The organism is Duganella zoogloeoides, from assembly GCF_034479515.1.
GTDB classification, from domain to species: domain Bacteria; phylum Pseudomonadota; class Gammaproteobacteria; order Burkholderiales; family Burkholderiaceae_D; genus Rugamonas; species Rugamonas zoogloeoides.
Map to the genome: position 1 here is coordinate 1,800,806 of NZ_CP140152.1, position 16,643 is coordinate 1,817,448.

At 65.3% G+C, this 16,643-nt stretch carries 11 protein-coding genes and 1 pseudogene; 3 read left to right on the forward strand and 9 right to left on the reverse strand.

Going from position 1 to position 16,643, the window contains the following annotated elements; translation table 11 throughout:
• Window positions 1-13: 13 nt before the first annotated feature.
• Window positions 14-361, forward strand: a pseudogene (locus SR858_RS08050) (molybdopterin cofactor-binding domain-containing protein); the annotation flags it as partial.
• A gap of 89 nt (window positions 362-450) precedes the next feature.
• On the opposite strand, the gene SR858_RS08055 reads toward SR858_RS08050, so the two are convergent.
• The 4 genes from SR858_RS08055 to SR858_RS08070 form a co-directional block, all read right to left on the reverse strand.
• The gene (locus tag SR858_RS08055) at window positions 451-1,857 is read right to left on the reverse strand and encodes a Dyp-type peroxidase (RefSeq protein ID WP_019922233.1); all 1,407 of its coding nucleotides are present in this window, start codon (window positions 1,855-1,857) and stop codon (window positions 451-453) included.
• The gene (locus tag SR858_RS08060; protein ID WP_019922234.1) at window positions 1,857-2,564 is read right to left on the reverse strand and encodes a hypothetical protein; all 708 of its coding nucleotides are present in this window, start codon (window positions 2,562-2,564) and stop codon (window positions 1,857-1,859) included. Before SR858_RS08060 ends, SR858_RS08055 begins: the two co-directional genes overlap by 1 nt.
• Window positions 2,565-2,575: 11 nt before the next feature.
• A complete protein-coding gene (locus SR858_RS08065) occupies window positions 2,576-3,661 on the reverse strand; it encodes a catalase family protein (RefSeq protein WP_019922235.1) in 1,086 nt (361 codons plus the stop codon).
• A 109-nt stretch (window positions 3,662-3,770) separates the two neighbouring features.
• The gene (locus tag SR858_RS08070) at window positions 3,771-4,688 is read right to left on the reverse strand and encodes an NADP-dependent oxidoreductase (RefSeq protein ID WP_019922236.1); all 918 of its coding nucleotides are present in this window, start codon (window positions 4,686-4,688) and stop codon (window positions 3,771-3,773) included.
• A 103-nt stretch (window positions 4,689-4,791) separates the two neighbouring features.
• Between SR858_RS08070 and SR858_RS08075 the strand changes: the two genes are divergently transcribed.
• Window positions 4,792-5,562, forward strand: coding sequence for an AraC family transcriptional regulator (locus tag SR858_RS08075; RefSeq protein ID WP_026637356.1), 771 nt, complete (start codon window positions 4,792-4,794; stop codon window positions 5,560-5,562).
• 312 nt (window positions 5,563-5,874) lie between these two features.
• On the opposite strand, the gene SR858_RS08080 is transcribed toward SR858_RS08075, so the two are convergent.
• From SR858_RS08080 to SR858_RS08095, 4 genes are all read right to left on the reverse strand, one after another.
• Window positions 5,875-6,873 carry a family 43 glycosylhydrolase gene (locus SR858_RS08080; protein ID WP_019922239.1) on the reverse strand — a complete coding sequence of 333 codons (999 nt, stop codon included), beginning with the start codon at window positions 6,871-6,873 and terminating at the stop codon, window positions 5,875-5,877.
• A gap of 628 nt (window positions 6,874-7,501) precedes the next feature.
• Complete coding sequence (locus tag SR858_RS08085) at window positions 7,502-8,440, reverse strand: transglutaminase family protein (RefSeq protein ID WP_019922242.1); 939 nt, start codon at window positions 8,438-8,440, stop codon at window positions 7,502-7,504.
• Window positions 8,437-11,019 carry a circularly permuted type 2 ATP-grasp protein gene (locus SR858_RS08090; protein ID WP_026637358.1) on the reverse strand — a complete coding sequence of 861 codons (2,583 nt, stop codon included), beginning with the start codon at window positions 11,017-11,019 and terminating at the stop codon, window positions 8,437-8,439. Before SR858_RS08090 ends, SR858_RS08085 begins: the two co-directional genes overlap by 4 nt.
• A 56-nt stretch (window positions 11,020-11,075) precedes the next feature.
• Window positions 11,076-14,429 carry a transglutaminase family protein gene (locus tag SR858_RS08095; RefSeq protein WP_019922244.1) on the reverse strand — a complete coding sequence of 1,118 codons (3,354 nt, stop codon included), beginning with the start codon at window positions 14,427-14,429 and terminating at the stop codon, window positions 11,076-11,078.
• 210 nt (window positions 14,430-14,639) lie between these two features.
• On the opposite strand from SR858_RS08095, the gene SR858_RS08100 reads away from it, so the two are divergent.
• Window positions 14,640-15,434, forward strand: coding sequence for a transglutaminase-like domain-containing protein (locus tag SR858_RS08100; protein ID WP_019922245.1), 795 nt, complete (start codon window positions 14,640-14,642; stop codon window positions 15,432-15,434).
• Here SR858_RS08100 and SR858_RS08105 read toward each other — a convergent pair.
• The gene (locus tag SR858_RS08105; protein ID WP_040377815.1) at window positions 15,361-16,530 is read right to left on the reverse strand and encodes a zinc-binding metallopeptidase family protein; all 1,170 of its coding nucleotides are present in this window, start codon (window positions 16,528-16,530) and stop codon (window positions 15,361-15,363) included. The genes SR858_RS08100 and SR858_RS08105 overlap by 74 nt on opposite strands.
• Window positions 16,531-16,643 lie beyond the last annotated feature (113 nt).

Genomic DNA, 16,643 nt, shown 5'->3' on the forward strand with positions numbered 1-16,643 from the left:
CTGGGGACTGCGCCGCGCCTCGACCATCGAGCGCATCCGCCTGGGCGCGGCCAAGGCGGGGCGGCTCACCGCCATTGGCCACGAAAGCTGGTCCGGCAACCTGGGCGACCGTCCCGAAGCCGCCACCGCGCCCACCCGGCTGCTGTACGCGGGCGCCAACCGCATGACCAGGCTGATGGTGGCGCACCTCGACCTGCCGGAGGCCAGCGCCATGCGCGCGCCGGGCGAAATTCCCGGCATGATGACGCTGGAAATCGCCATGGACGAAATGGCGGAAAAGCTGGGCATGGACCCGGTGGCGCTGCGCGTGCTCAACGACACCCAGGCCGATCCTGAGTCGCCTGGCAAACCGTTTTCGCAACCCCACCGCAGCACGCAGCCAGATCATCGGCGCCATGACCATGGGCGCTGGCGCGAACGCCACCGGCATCCGCGTGCGCGATTACCCGATCACGCTCGACAGGCTGCTGGATCGCCTGCCGTGACGGGGTCAGGGGGCAGCGCTGCAATCCACCGCAGCGCGCCCAGCGACGGCATGAACAGGTACTCGCCGCCGCGCAGCCGGTTGAACGTGGTCACGCCGTCGATGCGGCGTCGCACCGGTTGCTGCGGGATGGTGAACGTGCCCGGCGCCTCGTGCAGGCCCACCACCGGGTCGCGTTCGGTGCCGAGGTCGATGAAGTTGCCGCGGTTGACCCATTCCTGCTGCAGGAACTCGATGGTGTCGTAAGCGCGCGCGCTGATGAAGATGAAATAAATGCCGCGCTCACCGTTGTCATCCTGCGCGGTCAGCTCGGGCCGCCACTTGGGGCCATACGTGGACGAGCGCCGGATGATGCGGTGGATGTTGACGTCGGTGAGGATCGACAGCTGGCTGTCGCGCGGATTCAGGCGCCGCATGTGCGATGCGTGCGGGCAGACCAGGCCGCGCGGGTCGTGCGAGAAATCGAAGCCGTTGTTGCGCTGCGGGTCGGCGCCCAGCGCCGCATCGTCGCGTTCGGGCGCCAGCGGCAACGGCGCGCCGCTGCGCCAGCGTCCCACCAGCTTGGCGGCCAGCAGCTCCTGCTCGGCCTCGCTCTGCGCCTGGCTGCGCACGAAATCGTTAAAGGCGCCCGCCTGGCTTTCGTACTTGCGCAGCACCACGAACGAGCCGTTGCGCCCCAGTTCCGGCGGCTCGGGCATGGCGACGGGCTTGCCCGTCTCGCTGTTCTCGCCGAGGATGAATTCACCGGCCGCAATCGCCCGTTCCTGGCCCGGCAACGGTTGCACGCCGCTGCCCGCGACGAATGGCTGCGAGATCGAATCGCGGAAGCCGAACGGGTTTTTCGCGTCTGCGTCGGCGCCAAAAGCGTGCTGGCCGATCAGCGTGACGCCGTTTGAGCGGTCCAGTTCTGCCATGGCCTTGTCCAGCGCTACCGCCAGCGCGGCATCGTCGCGCGCGTAAATGGTCAATGCAATGTGGCAGGCGCCCGGGGCGAACGCGTCGTCCCAGTGTTCGGGTGCGTTGCTGCCGGTGTCGCGTAGCTGCTCGGCGCGTTGCGCCATCCCTTGCTGGAACGGCAGCGGAAAGCTGTCGAGCGACGCCTGCGGCACGCCCAGCGCCTGCAGGCCGGCGAAGCTGATCGCAAGGCCCATCCAGGCATCGCGGTCGTCGGTCCAGCCAGCCGCCGACGGCACGTGGTCGGCCATGCGGCGCAGCAGGTCACGCCCGCCGGCGGCGTCATCGATGTGCAGCATCGCGTGCACGCCCACGTACGGCTCGGGACGTGAGCGCAGGATCAGGGCCTGGATGTCGTCGAGGGCCAGCGTGGTGTTGTCGCCAACGAGACGGGTTTTCAGGTCGGTGAGTATGCTCATCAGTAGTCGACTCCCTCTGGCTGGCCGATGGCTGCGCCCAGCTTTTCGAGCGCAGCACGCGTGGCTTCGTCCTGCGGCGGATTGGCGCCCATCTCGTCGAGGAAAACGGCCAGTGCGCGGTCCATGCGCTGGAAGCGGCGCGTATCGACGACGGTGACCTGCGGATTGGCGACGAACCAGCCGGCGGCATCGATCTGGTGGCCGGCGATGAAGTCTTTTACGCTCGGACTGTCGATGCCGGGCCAGCCTTCGATATTGGTGAACAACAGGTCCATCAGCTCGGGAATCTTGGTGGCGAAGTCGTTGATATAACTGTCCCAGTCGCCGTCGTAGGTGGTGGCAAACAGGATGCGGGTGTCGTTGTCGAAGAAGACGAAGCGCATGTCGTGCAGGGTGGACACGCGCTGGGCGCCATCCATATTGCCGTTGGTGAGATCGAAAATGCGGCGCAGTCGCTCGGCGCCGCCCGGCTTGAGCGGCGCAATCGCAGTGAGCTCCGACACATTGCCCGACTGCTTGCCGGCGCGGCCGGCCGAATTGGCCGTGCCCTTCAAGTCGGGATTGTGCTTGCGCACCATGGCCTCCAAAGCGATTTTCGCCAGGTGCGGCGCGTCGTGGGCGACCGCGTCGATGCGGCGGCGGATCGCTTCGAGCCTGGTTTCGTCGAGCAGGCGCGGGTCGCCCGTGTGTTCATACGGATTGGTCATGGGAAGATCCTTTAGTCGGGGATGTCGGAAGCTTGCAATGGTTCGATGCGCGGGCGCGCGTTCATGGCGTGGCGGTACGCTGTGGAGCGCTCGTACGCGTTGCGGCGCACGCGCATGATGGCGCCCAGCGGCTGGTGCGCGGCCACGCCGTTCCACGGATTGAACGACAGGCTGTCGTCGCCGTACACCTGGCGCGCCGGATGCGCGGTGGACTGCGGCGCGAAGCGCAAGGTGGCCACCGGCACGTGCGGCGACAGTTCCTCGGGCCAGGCGATGGCGGCGTCTTCGACCGGCATGCGTTCGAGGTCCGTGCACAGCTGCACTGCCAGCGTGTATTCCGCACCCTGGCTGGCGAAGTGCTCGCTGATCGCCTCGCGCATGCCGGCGTAGCCGATGTCGTCGATGTTCTTGCCATGCAGCGCGCGCACGTTGTCGGATGCCGGTGACAGCGACAGCTTGGCGAGATGGTCGCCGTAGCGCAGCGCGGCCTGGGTGTGGTAAGTCTCGCCCAGCGGATGATGGTTGTCGCGCGCCAGTCCGTCAAGCGTGGCGCCGGCCGTGCCGCCCAGGCTCTCGACCACCTGCTTGGCGCCGTGCGCGGTGCCGGCCACCAGGCGCTGGAACGTGTCCGGCGCATGGGCGTTGGCTTCCAGCAGGCCGAGCATGCGCTGGTATTTCGGTAGCGTGCCGAAGGCCAGGGCAGGGAAGTTCACCATCAGGAAATCCTGGTTATGGCCCTCGATGTCGGGTGCCAGGCGCGCGCCGTCGACGCCGATGATCTTGAAGGCAAAGCCGCGCGCGGCCGGGATTTCGTCGGAGTGGATATCGCTGGGCGCCGACGACAGGCGCGCCACGATGGCGTACGTGCGCGGCGCCGCGAACACGCCCTGGCGCAGCGCGGGCGGCAGGTTGTCGTGGACGACCAGTTCGCCCTTGAGCAAGCCGTTGGACTTGGCGTGAGCATCGCGGATCGCATGGCGATGACGCTCGAAGGCGCAGCGCGACGAGGCGGCCATCTGCTCGACGATACTGGCGATCAGTTGCTGCTCGTCGGCGGTGATGACTTCGACGTCGGGGGTGAATCGTATTGGTGTCACGGGAACCTCGGCATTGAAAACAAAATAAAAGAACGACAGTGCTTTTTATTTTATTAAAATACCATTGTTTTGCCGAGGTGGGCGGTTCGATTGGGTGTGCTCGCGCTGTTTAACCATCCACGTCGAGCACGATCTTGCCGCGCGTGCGCCCACCTTCCGACAGCGCTAACGCTTGCCCGACGGCCGCCAGCGGCAAGACCGTGGCTACGTGCGGGCGCAGTTTGCCCACCTCCACCAGCGCCCGGATCGACGCCAGTTGCGCGGCGTCGGACCGGCACTGCACGCGCGCCACGCCCACGCCGCGCTGGCGGTCGGCCTCGGCGGGAAACGCCACCGACGTCACCAGGAAGCCGCCTGGCCTGAGCGTGGCAAAGGCGCGCTGGAAGGTCTCGCCGCCGACCGTATCGAACACCACGTCCATGTCGCGCGCCACGTCCTCGAACGGCTGCGCCGTGTAGTCGATGAAATCGTCCGCGCCAAGACCGCGCACGAACTGTTCGTTCGGCGCAGAAGCCATCGCCGTCACGTGGGCGCCGGCCGACCTGGCCAGTTGCACTGCCAGCGAGCCGACGCCGCCGGCGCCGCTGGTGATCAGGATGCGCTGGCCGGCGGTCAGCCCGGCCAGATCGAACATGGCCTGCCACGCCGTCAGCGCCCCGAGCGGCACGGCCGCTGCCGCGATGAAGTCGAGGTTGGCGGGTTTGTGCGCCAGCTGGTCGGCGTTGGTCACCACGTAGTCGGCAAAGGCGCCGCTCCTGACGATGCCATAGACGGCGTCGCCCGCGTGGAACCGGTCGACGCCCGCGCCCACTGCCGCCACTGTGCCGCTCAATTCACCGCCCAGGTGGATCGGCAGCGTCAGGCCCATGCGCTGGCCGGCGCCGCTGCGGATCTTCCAGTCCACCGGGTTCACACCTGCGGCATGGACCTTGACCAGGATCTCGCCTGCTTGCGGTGCGCGATGGTCGATGTCGATGATGTTGACCACGCTGTTGTCGCCGTATTCGTTGATTACGACTGCTTTCATGGATCTGCTCCTGTCGGGTTGATGGGTGCTCATACAATGCTTGCCATCATAGGTGAACGGCTTTACGATGTGCCGCCAACCGGCATCGCTGACAGGCCAATCCATGCAAACACCGTATCCACCGCCGTACGCGCTCGAACGCGGCTTCAAGCCACGCGGTGGCGGCGCGCCGATGCACGCGCACGACGAAGCGCAGCTGACCTTTGCCGCCGCCGGCATGGTGCAGGTGCACACCGAGGCGGGCAGCTGGCTGGTGCCCGCCCAGTTGGGCGTGTGGATACCGGCCCGCGTGATGCACCGGGTGGAGGTACTTACCGACGCCGAGCTGTGGATGGTGCACTGGGATTCGGCGACCGCGCACGCATGGGCGCCGCCGGCGCCGCTCGAGCGCACGTTTGCGCTGCGCGTCACGCCGCTGATGCGCGCCTTGCTCGATGCGGCTTTTGGCGCCGATACGAAGGGCGGGGCGACCGCGCAGAAGACCGAGCTGGTGGTCAGGTTGATGTTGCACGAGCTGACCGCCACCGCGCACGCGCCCACCTTTTTGCCGATGCCCACCAGCGCAACCGGCCAGCGCATTGCCGCAGTCGCCGCAGGTGATTACCGCAACGCGCTGGGCGTGGCCGAAGTGGCGACGCGCGCCGCCACCTCGGTGCGCACCCTGAGCCGGCTGTTCATGGCGGAAACCGGGATGACCTTCAAATTGTGGCGCCAGCGCGCGCGGATCGTGCAGGCGATGGACCGCCTGGGGCGCGGCAAGACCATCGGCCAGGTCGCGTCGGAGCTAGGCTTTTCCAGTACCGCCGCCTTCTCGTGCGCGTTTCGCCAGGTGACCGACATGACGCCCACCGCCTTTGTGGGCGCCCCTGGTTGATGGCAGCAGCCTGCCGCCAGGTCAGGCTTTGACGGCGAGCAATTCGCCTTTCCCGACCGGGGCCGTGGAAAAGGAGATCGTGGAGAACGCCGGCGCCTTGTTCGACCCAGGCGGGGCCTCGAACCGATCAATGAAAGCAGCCCCGAGGACAAGCCATACGGCGAGATTGATCGGCTGAAGATGAAGTGGGTTGGCTTGAAAAAAGCTGGGGCCGTGAGCCGTGAGGCGCGCTTGGGCTGGATCGAAATCGAGCACAAGGAGGTGCCGCTGATGCGTCAGTGCGAGCTGGCAAGCGTGCCGCGCGCGACGAACTCAGGCCTTCCAGGCTTTGCCGACGAAAGGCTGATCTTTCGACAAGACGATATGGCCATTTGCATCAAAGTCGATTGCCGCCAGACCCGGTTTTTCACGGAAAGGCATCTGCTTATCGTTACAGAAATAGGTTTGCCACCAGCGACCGTTCTTGTCGCGAAAAACATTGCCGCCACCGCCACCCGGTGGCCCTTCGTGCCGCCCGCGGTACGGCCCCAAGAGGTTGTCAGAAGTCGCGAACATGAAGGAGTAACGACCTCCGATGAATTCACAGCAGCCTAGATAGTAGCGACCGCCCGCTTTGAACAAAGTCGCGCCCTCGAAACCGAGCACGCCCTTCGCGGCCGACGCGGGCCGGTCGGGATCGGGTGCGTGCGCTGGCATGTCATACTCAACTGGCTGCCAGTCGCCAGCGAAACCGCTGAAATCATGTTTGACTTCGCGGATCTGTACTGCGCCGCCATAGGTAAAGTAGACCCGACCATCATCGTCCTGAAAAAGCGTTGCATCAATGCCGCCCTTGTTGATCGGCCCGTCCTGTATGACATGAACATACGGACCCTCCGGCTTGCCGCTGGTGCTTTTCAGGACACCCATGCCAACGCCGCTGACGCAATGACAGATGTAGTAGTTGTCACTGATGAAATGAATTTCCGACGCCCAGATGGTGCGGAACGGCACGCCATCGCGCATGGTCCAGTTTTTTTCCCAAGTACCGTCGCGCTCGATGCTCCAAACGAGGCCAAGGTAGCGCCAAGTCTTCAGATCGCTTGACGCATACAGTTCGATGCCGTCATTGAATGCTGACCAGTTGTCGCCCGTCGTGCCCGTCATATAGTAGTTGCCGTCACCACCGAGGCAAATCATGGTATCGCGCAGATGTACGTCCCAGATCGGCCGCAGCGCGGGCATCAACCCATTGGTGACAGCCGAACCGCTGTCGTCGTCGGTCCAGGGCGCTGTGGGGTAATGACGTGCCACAGGTCCCTTGTATTTCATGCCCGACACCCAGCCCCCCGTGCTGTCTCATCCGTAACTGGTGCGCCGGGGCCGCTGAGGCCCGAATAAGGCCAGTAGTCCGTAGAGGGCGGCGGCACGATACGCCGGCTGTTATCGACGTCGTCGCGTTTTGGCTCTCCAGGTTTAGGATAGCTACGGTAGACAAATTTTCCTCGCGCCCAAACCGGTATTGCCAGCGTGGCAGCGATTGCAGCACAGCCAGACAGCCAGGTGCGGCGATTTAACATGTATGACATCGTGTTCTCTTTTAGCATCTCGGCATCGCTAGAGGAGCAGCCTCGCGTTTCGGCATTCCATCACCTATTCGACGGGCTCCACTTCCTTTGACGTCTGACAGACGATTTTCCTAGTCCATACGTAGGACATATTTTATAAACGCAGAAAAATGGTCACATCAGTGACTTCGAAGCGACGCTATCGGCGGAGCAGCGTGCTTGCGGCTTGTACCGACACATGGCATGCGCATTCGTCACGCATGTCATGTTCAATCTGCAACGCGTCCAGCGGCAAGACATCTTTGTCTTTCAGGAGGCCGAACGCAGCTTCGATGGCTCGATCCTGCTCATGTGCGGTTAGTCTACTCTAATGGATCGACCATGCCGCGCCCTCACACCCCGCCCAGCACCGGCAACGGCGTCACCGTCACCTGCACATCGAGGTCCTGGCGGCCGCCGCCGAGCACGATGCCGCGCATCGGGGTGACGTCGCTGAAGTCGCGGCCCCAGCCCAGGGTGATGTGCTCATGCTGGACCAGGCAGCGGTTGGTCGGGTCGAAATCAACCCAGCCAAGGGACGGGCAATACACCGAGACCCACGCGTGCGAGGCGTCGGCGCCCACCAGGCGCGGCTTGCCTTCGGGCGGATGGGTCAGGATGTAGCCGCTGATGTAGCGCGCCGGCAGGCCGATGCTGCGCAGGCAGCCGATCATCAGCTGGGCAAAATCCTGGCACACGCCGCGCCGCCCGCTCAGCACCTGTTCCAGCGGTGTCGAAATCTCGGTCGCCTTGCTGTCGAACTCGAAGTCGTCGAAGATGCGCCGGGTCAGGTCGAGCGCGGCGTCGAGCTGGGGCCGGCCCGGCGTGAAGCTCACGCGCGCGTACGCTTCCAGTGCCGGGAACCATTGCACGTGCGGCGAGGCGTACAGGTAGCGGCACGCCTCCAGCGTGGTAGCGCTTTTTTCCTTGCCCATCATGTCGCGCACGCTCTCCCATGGCAGCGAGGCCGCGATCTTCGCCAGGGTGGGGCGCGCGCGCAGCAGCACCGTCGATTCGGCATGCACCAGCAGGCTGTCGTGCGGCACCGTGAGCGCCACGTGGCGCACGGTGTTGCCGAAGTAGTCGAGGCCGTCGCGGCCCTCGCTGACCACCGGGTCGAGCCAGATCAGGTGCGATTCGGTATGCTGCCAGGCGAACGGGCGCGGCGTCATGTGCAGGTACTGCTGCGACAACGAGACCGTGCTTTGATACTGGTAGCGCGTCTCGTGGACCACGCGGTAGCGGGCGCAGGCGACGGCGCCGACCGGCCACTCATGCGTCGTCCCCGTCATGATGTGCGCTTCCTTTGCCGGTCATTGTCGGTGTAGCTGAAAAACTGCACGCTGATATGCTCGGACAGCGCCGCGCTGGCGAGCTGGATCCGGCTCAGCAACGCGGTCAGCATGGCGTTGCCGTGGGTAAGATCGGTGCCGGGCGTGAGGGCGCTCAATTCGGTGCGCAAGGGCGCCAGCAGGTCGGCGCCGCAGGGGCCGTGGGTGTGGGCGATGCGGCGCAGCGTGCCGAGGATGCCGTCGATCTGGAACAGCACCGAGCGCGGGTTGCTCTCGTCGCACAGCAGCAGGTCCAGCACCGGCAGCCACTCGGGCTGGGCGCGGTAGCGGGCGCGGTAGGTGATGATGCTGTCGGACAGTTCGAGCAGCCATTCGAGGTTGCCGTCCTGGTCCATCGCCAGTGCGCGCTGCAGCACTTCGCACTGGAATTGCAGCCGTTCGAGGCGGCGGCCGATCGACATGAAACGCCAGCCCAGGTCGCGCGTCATGCCGTCCAGCGCAAAGCCGGCCAGCATCATCAAGGAGGCGGCGGCGTCGTCGAGGATGGTCATCGCGGCCGACTGCGACGGCCGTTCGCCGGGGTGCACCGCCGGCTGCACCATGCGGTTCAATGCGCGCCAGTTATCGACCGAAAAACGTTCGTGCAGCTGGCCGGCCACGCGGTGCAGCTGGCGCTGCTGGCGCGCCAGCCCGGGCACGTCGGGCGACACCACCGCCAGCAGCAGCGCCGCTTCGATTTCGGCATCGCTGAAGATGGTGGTGGTCGCCGCAATGGTTTGCGTCTGGGTCATCCCGCCCAGCGTTTGCGACTGGGTTTGTACTGGCGCCGGCTTCTTCGCCGCGTCGAGCAGCTGGAAGTGGATGCACAACGCCTCCACGGTCGCCCACTCGGCGCCACGCTGGTCGAAGCGGACGTTGAACAGGAAGTGCAGCGCCACCCGCAGCAGGCGGCCGATATTGTCGCAACGCTCGGCATGGCGGCCATACCAGAGCAGGTTTTCCGCCACCCGGCTCGACAAATTGGTGTCTTCGCGCACCAGGTTGTCGCTGGTGATGCTGCGGTGCTGCGGCCTTTGCACTTCCACCCGGGTACGCGCCTGCACCCAGGTGTCCTTGCTGGCGCCGCCCATGTGCATGGTCAGCACGCGCGCATCGTGACCGGTGGCCACCCGCGTCAAGCCGCCCGGCATCACCACGTAGCCGTTCGGCGTGGCGCAGGCGAACACGCGCAGACCGACGGCGCGTGCCTGCAAGCCGGATGTGAGGCCGCCTTTCCACACCGGCGCCTGCGACAAACGCACCACTTCCTGGGCGATGAAATTGTTTGGGTCGGCGCGTAGTCCGGCAATAAAGGCTGCGCGCGCGGTGCCATCGAGGTCGCGGCCGAACACCGCCGACTGCGGACGCTGTGCAAAACTGGGCTTGATCACCAGCCGGTCGAGCTTTTCGATCACTGCTTCCAGTGCGGCCGGCTCGCCGCACCACCAGGTGGCCACCGACGGCATTTTCAACGGTTCGCCCAGCAGGCGGCGCGACAGCGCCGGCAGGAAGCCGAGCAGCGCGCCCGATTCCAGCAGGCTGGAACCGAGGCTGTTGGCCACCACCACGTTGCCGCGCCGCGCAGCTTGCGTGAGGCCCGCCACGCCCAGCATCGAGCTGTCGAGTTCCAGCGGGTCGCACGCTTCGTCGTCCACCCGGCGCAGGATCACATGCACGCGCTGCAGACCGGCCAGGGTTTTCAGATAGACCACACCGTCGCGCACGGTAAGGTCGCCGCCTTCCACCAGCGCCAGGCCCAGGTAGCGCGCCAGGTAGGCCTGTTCGTAATAGCTGGCGGTGCGCGGACCGGCAGTGAGCAGCACGATCAGCGGCACGTCGCCGTCGCGCAGCGGCGCCGGCTTGTCGCCGCTGGCCGCGCACAGCCGGCCCCAGTGCACCAGGCTGTCGTACATGGTGCGGAAAAATTGCGACAGCGGCTGCACTTTCAGTTCGCGCAGCAGGTCGGGGAAGGTGGGCGAGATGATCGCGCGGTTTTCCAGCGCATAGCCGGCGCCCGATGGCGCCTGGGTGCGGTCCGCAACCACCCACCAGCGGCCATCGGGCGCGCGCGCCAGGTCCACTGCATAGAAGTGCAGCGCGACGTCGTCGTGGTGGCCGATATCGTGGCATGGGCGCAAAAAGCCCGCGTGGCCGTGGATCAGCGCGGGCGGCAGCAGTCCTTCGCGCAGCATCTGCTGCTTGCCGTAGACGTCACCGAGTATCTGGTTGAGCAGGGTGGCGCGCTGGATCACGGCCGCTTCGATGACAGCCCAGTCGTCGGGCGGGAGGATCAGCGGCAGGGCGTTCAAATCCCATGGCCGCTGGCGGCCGTCGCGGTCGGCCGGCACATTGTAGGTAACGCCGTTTTCGCGCACCTGGCGCTGCACCATCTCGTTGCGCTGGCGCATCATGCCCGGCGCTTCAAGTCCCAGGTTGTCGAGCATGGCGCGCCAGTGCGCGCGCGGCACCCTGGCCGCGTCCAGCATTTCGTCGAAGCTGTCGGGCGCGGCCAGGTAATGGGCTAGAAGGGGAGATGGCATGGGCGCGCGGACTACCAAGAAAGCGGATTAAGCGGTTGCTGGACCGAAACAATAGGTCAATACGGCTGCCAGCGCAAGTCCAGGGTCATCGGGAAGCTCGGATTGTGTGCTTCTTTCATCACAGTCATCGGGCCCGGCGTGTGACCGTGCGGCCAGAAGCGCGCAAACCGGCGCGCCTCGGCGGCGTTGGCGTTGACCGGCGAGCCGACCTCGCTGCGCCCGCCCGGGTGCACCACGTGGTAGGTGCAGCCGCCGATGGCGCGGCCGCTCCAGGTATCGACCAGGTCGAACGTCAGTGGCGCCTGCACGCGGATGCTCGGGTGCAGCGCCGACCACGGGCTCCACGCGCGGAAGCGCACGCCGGCCACGTATTCGCCCGGCACGCCGGTCGGATGCAGCGGCAGCATGCGGCCGTTGCAGGCGACGATGTGACGGCCGTCGGTCAGGCCGCGCACCAGCAGCTGCATGCGTTCCACCGACGAATCGACGTAACGCGCGGTGCCGCCGCCGGTCACTTCCTCGCCCAGCACATTCCACGGCTCGATGGCCTGGCGCAGTTCCATTTCCACGCCCTCATAGACCACGGTGCCGAAGCGGGGGAAGCGGAACTCGATGAACGGCTCGAACCAGTGCTCCTCGAATTCGTAGCCGGACGCGCGCAGGTCGCGCGCCACGTCGCGGATATCTTGTGCCACGAAATGCGGCAGCATCCAGCGGTCGTGCAGCGCCGTGCCCCAGTGCACCAGCTTGGCCTGGAACGGCTGACGCCAGAAGCGCGCCACCAGCGCGCGCAGCAGCAACATTTGCAGCAAGCTCATACGTTCGTGCGGCGGCATTTCAAAGGCGCGGAATTCCACCAGGCCGAGCCGCCCGGTGGGGCCGTCCGGCGAATACAGCTTGTCGATCGAGAATTCCGAGCGGTGCGTATTGCCGGTCAAATCGACCAGCATGTTGCGCAGCAGGCGATCGACCATCCACGGCTTGTCGCCGTCGTGCATGGTCGGCAGCACCTGGTCCATCTGCTGGAAGGCGATGGCCAGCTCGTACAGGTTGTCGTCGCGCGCTTCATCGACGCGCGGCGCCTGGCTGGTCGGTCCGATGAAGGTGCCCGAGAACAGGTACGACAACGCCGGGTGCACCTGCCAGTACGTGATCAGGCTTTTCAGCAGATCGGGCCGGCGCAGCATCGGGCTGTCTTCGGCCGTGGCGCCGCCCAGCGTGGCATGGTTGCCGCCGCCGGTGCCGGTATGGCGGCCGTCGAGCATGAATTTTTCGGTGCCCAGGCGCGTCAGGCGCGCTTCCTGGTACAGCGTGGACATGTTATAAACCAGCTCATTCCAGCTGGCCGCAGGATGGATGTTCACCTCGATCACGCCGGGATCGGGTGTGACGCTGAGCAGCTTGATGCGCGGGTCGCGCGGCGGCGCATAGCCTTCGAGGCGCAGCTTGAGCTTCAGCCTGGACGCGGTGTTTTCCACGGCCGACACCAGCGCCAGGTAGTCCTCGATGCGTTTGAGCGGCGGCATGAAGACGTGCAGGCGGCCGCCGCGCACTTCCACGCACAGCGCGGTGTGGATCACGTCGCGGGCGGCGGGGTCTTGCGGCGTGCGCGCCTTGGCCTGTTCGGCCGACTTGCCGGCGGCCAGGCCCAGTACCGGGCGCTTTTCTTTTTTGGCGACCGGCAGCGCGCCGCGCGGGGAAAACGGATCGACATCGAACTCGAGGTCGGCCTCGCGTTCCTCCGGCAGCACCCACGGCAGCGTGGACAGCGGCAGGCGCAGGCCCATCGGCGAATCGCCCTCGAGCAGGTACAGGTGCTCGCGGCGCAGCGGCCAGGCCGACGTGCGCCAGTTGGTGCCCAGCATGACCGCCGGATCGTAGTCTGCCGCTTTTAACGGCAGCACGTAGCCGGCCACCTGGCCCAGGCCGCGCTCGAGCAGGCGCGCCAGGCGGCGCCGCTCTTCGGACGACGTCAGGTCGGCCTGCAATGGATCGATGTTGCGCGGCAGCGCCTGTTCGCGCTGGGCTTGCAGCAGCACGTCCTCGTAGGCGGCGATCGGGCTGTTGGCGGGCAGGCGCAGGGTTTTCGTCAGTTCGGCGATGAAGCTGGCCGCTTCGTCGCTGCCGTAGCCATCGTTGACGTGATCGTCGGAGAACAGCGACGCGTCGAACCACATCGGCTGGCCATCGACACGCCAGAAGATATTGAGGGCCCAGCGCGGCAGCGGCTCCCCCGGGTACCATTTGCCTTGGCCGTAATGGAGCATGCCGCCGGGGGCAAAGTGGTTTTTCAGGCGGTGCACCAGGTTGCCGGCCAGCTCGCGCTTCTTGTCGCCGTGCGCCAGCGTGTTCCACTCGGCGCCGTCCATGTCGTCGATCGAGACGAAAGTCGGCTCGCCGCCTTGCGTCAGGCGCACGTCCTGGCGCTTGAGGTCGGCATCAACCTGCTGACCGAGCTGGTCGATCTTGTGCCAGTCCGCTTCCGAATACGGTTTGGTCACGCGCGGGTCTTCGTGGATGCGGGTGACCGTCATCTCGTGGAAGAACGTCACCTCGGCCTGGTCGGTATAGCCGCTCACCGGCGCGGCCGACGACGGCATCGCCGTGCAGGCCAGCGGAATATGGCCTTCGCTGGCCAGCATGCCGGAGGTGGGGTCGAGGCCGATCCAGCCGGCGCCGGGGATGTACACCTCGGTCCACGCGTGCAGGTCGGTAAAATCTTCGGCCGCGCCGCTGGGACCGTCCAGCGCTTCCTGGTCGGCGCGCAGTTGGATCAGGTAGCCGGACACGAAACGTGCCGCCAGGCCCAGTTCGCGCAGGATCTGCACCAGCAGCCAGCCGGTGTCGCGGCACGAGCCCGACCGCTTTTCCAGCGTGTCTTCCGGCGTCTGCACGCCGGGTTCCATGCGCAGCAAGTACGCGATATCGAGTTGCAGGCGCTGGTTAATCGCCACCAGGAAGTCGTTGGTCAGAATCGGTTCGGCCAGCAGCGCGGCGCGGGCCGACGCCACCCATTCTTTGAGCAGCGGGCCGGCCGCCTCGGTGCGCACGGTGTTCAGATATGGGCTCAGTTCCGCAGTCAGTTGCTCCGGGTAGGCGAACGGGAATTTCTCGGCATATTTTTCAACGAAGAAATCGAACGGGTTGATGACCGTCATGTCGGCCACCAGGTCCACCGTAAAGTCGAGCACATCGGTTTTTTCCTGGAACACGAAACGGCCGATGTAATTGCCGTACGGGTCTTGCTGCCAGTTGATGAAGTGGTCCTCGGGTTGCACCGTCAGCGAGTACGACAGGATCGGTGTGCGCGCATGGGGAGCCGGGCGCAAGCGTACTTCGTGCGGCGACAGGTTGACCAGGCGGTCATAACGGTAACTGGTCTTGTGGTGCAGCGCGATACGGATAGCCATGCGGAATGCCTTTTCGATGTGGGCGCGACCTTGCGTCGTCGCGATGTGCTTGGATAAGCATGATTCATACCTGACTACCAGCGTAACACGCCGCGCATGTCAGGCACGTTTCTTGATAATAGTGTCGATGCTAATATGTCTGCACCGCACACACATCCCGCACGCACCATTATGGTGCGTAGCACTCTGTTACTGAAAGCGATACTCCCCATGTGGCTGCGTACTGCCTGCAAACTCGAATTCACTCTCGATGGTCCCACCCCGTTCATTTTGATGTTGCGCGCGCGTAGCGGCGCCCAGCAATGGGTGGCGCGCGAGTCCTATACGCTCACGCCGAGCGTGCCGGTGGTGGAGTTTACCGATATGTATGGCAACCTGTGCCAGCGCGTGGTGGCGCCGGCCGGGGAATTTGCAATCGAGACATCGGCCGACGTGATGACCGCCGACGAGATCGACGTGGCGCCCGGGGCGCCGTTCGACGCGGTGCAGCACCTGCCCGACGGCGTGCTGACCTTTTTGCTATCGAGCCGCTATTGCGAATCCGAGCAGTTCACCACCATGGCGAACGAAATCGTCGCCGATGTGGCGCCCGGTTACGACCAGGTCGCCGCGATCAGCGACTGGATCCGGCGCGAGGTGCGCTTTGATCCAGCCACCGTGTATGGCCAGATGACCGCCACCGAGGTCAACCTGCGGCGCGAAGGCGTGTGCCGCGACCTCGCGCACCTGGGCATTGCCCTGTGCCGCAGCCTGTGCATTCCGGCGCGCATGGTGGTGGGATATCTGCATGACCTGGTGCCGATGGACCAGCATGCCTGGTTCGAGGCCTGGGTGGGCGGCCGCTGGTACACCTTCGACCCCACCCAGGACACCGCGCGCGGCGGCCGTGTCACGCTCGCTTACGGACACGACGCCGCCGACGTGGCGATCTTCAACCAGTTCGGACCGGCGTCGCCGCCGGTGCTGATGCAGGTGGCGGTGGACTTGCTGGAGCCGCCGGCTTAGGCGCGGGCTTCGGCAGGTTGCGGATGCCGGTCTGCTTGTATGATGCGACCACCTTGTGCACGAAGGTCAGCTTCTCCAGCACCGGCGTACTGAGCTTGAACGGATACGAGTCCGGCATGCCGATGCTGCGATTCAGACTGTTGAGCACGTAAGTCAGCGCGAACCAGTCGGAGATGGTGTCGTCGAAGGTTTCCACCCGCGTGGTGGGCAGGGTGACGCCATCGAGCGACGGCTCGTCGGCCTTGGCGGGCTTGAGCGACAGGCCGCACGAGTGCGCCGTTTCCAGCGTGTCGATCATGTGCAGGTAGTGGGCCCAAGTTTCGGCCCAGTCTTCCCACGGGTGGGAACTGGCATAGCTGCTGACGAAACGCTCTTCCCAGTCGGCCACCGGGCCATGCTCGTAGTGGCGCTTGAGCGCTTCGCTGTAATCGGCGCGTTCGTCACCGAACAGCGTGCGGAAGCTGTCGATCCACGGCGTATCGACCACCAGCCGGTCGAAATAATAATGGCCGCTCTCGTGGCGGAAATGCCCGAGCAGCGTGCGGTAGCGCTCGTGCATCTGCTCGCGCGTGCGTTCGCGCTCGGCCGGATCGGCTTCGGCAATGTTCAAGGTGATCAGGCCGTCGTCGTGGCCCGTCATCACGCATTCGTCGGGGGTGGCGCCATCTTCCAGGAACTGGAATGCCAGCCCGGTGTCCGGCGCATCTTCTTTCGAGTCCGGCGTCAGGTTGAGCGCGGCCAGCGAAAACAGCAGGCGGCGCTTGGCGGTTTCCAGGCGCGACCAGAGAATGTGGTTCTTTTCCGACGACAGCGTGGGGATGACCACGGTCAGCTGGCAAGACTCGCACAGTTCGTGCGGATCGTCTGCCGGGATCATCCAATTGCACACGTTATGCTCCACGTAGTTGCCGCACTGCTTGTACAGCTTGCCAGCATCCCTTTTATTCAGGCTGCTCCAGAGGCCGTTATCGGCCGCTTCATAGGCGTTGATGGTGCGCAGTGCGGGCTCGAAGCCGAGCATGCTGTCGCAATTCGAGCAGTGGGTATTTTCGAAAAACACTTGCTGGGAACATTTGTCGCAATGAAACGTTTTCATGGGGCACCGGGTTGAGAGAGGTTGTGAGGGTTTTGTTATCGTAGTTTCACAATCTACCAGCAAACTTGGCAGTGCAATGGTCGTGTAAGACTATGCCTCGCAATCGTGCGCGG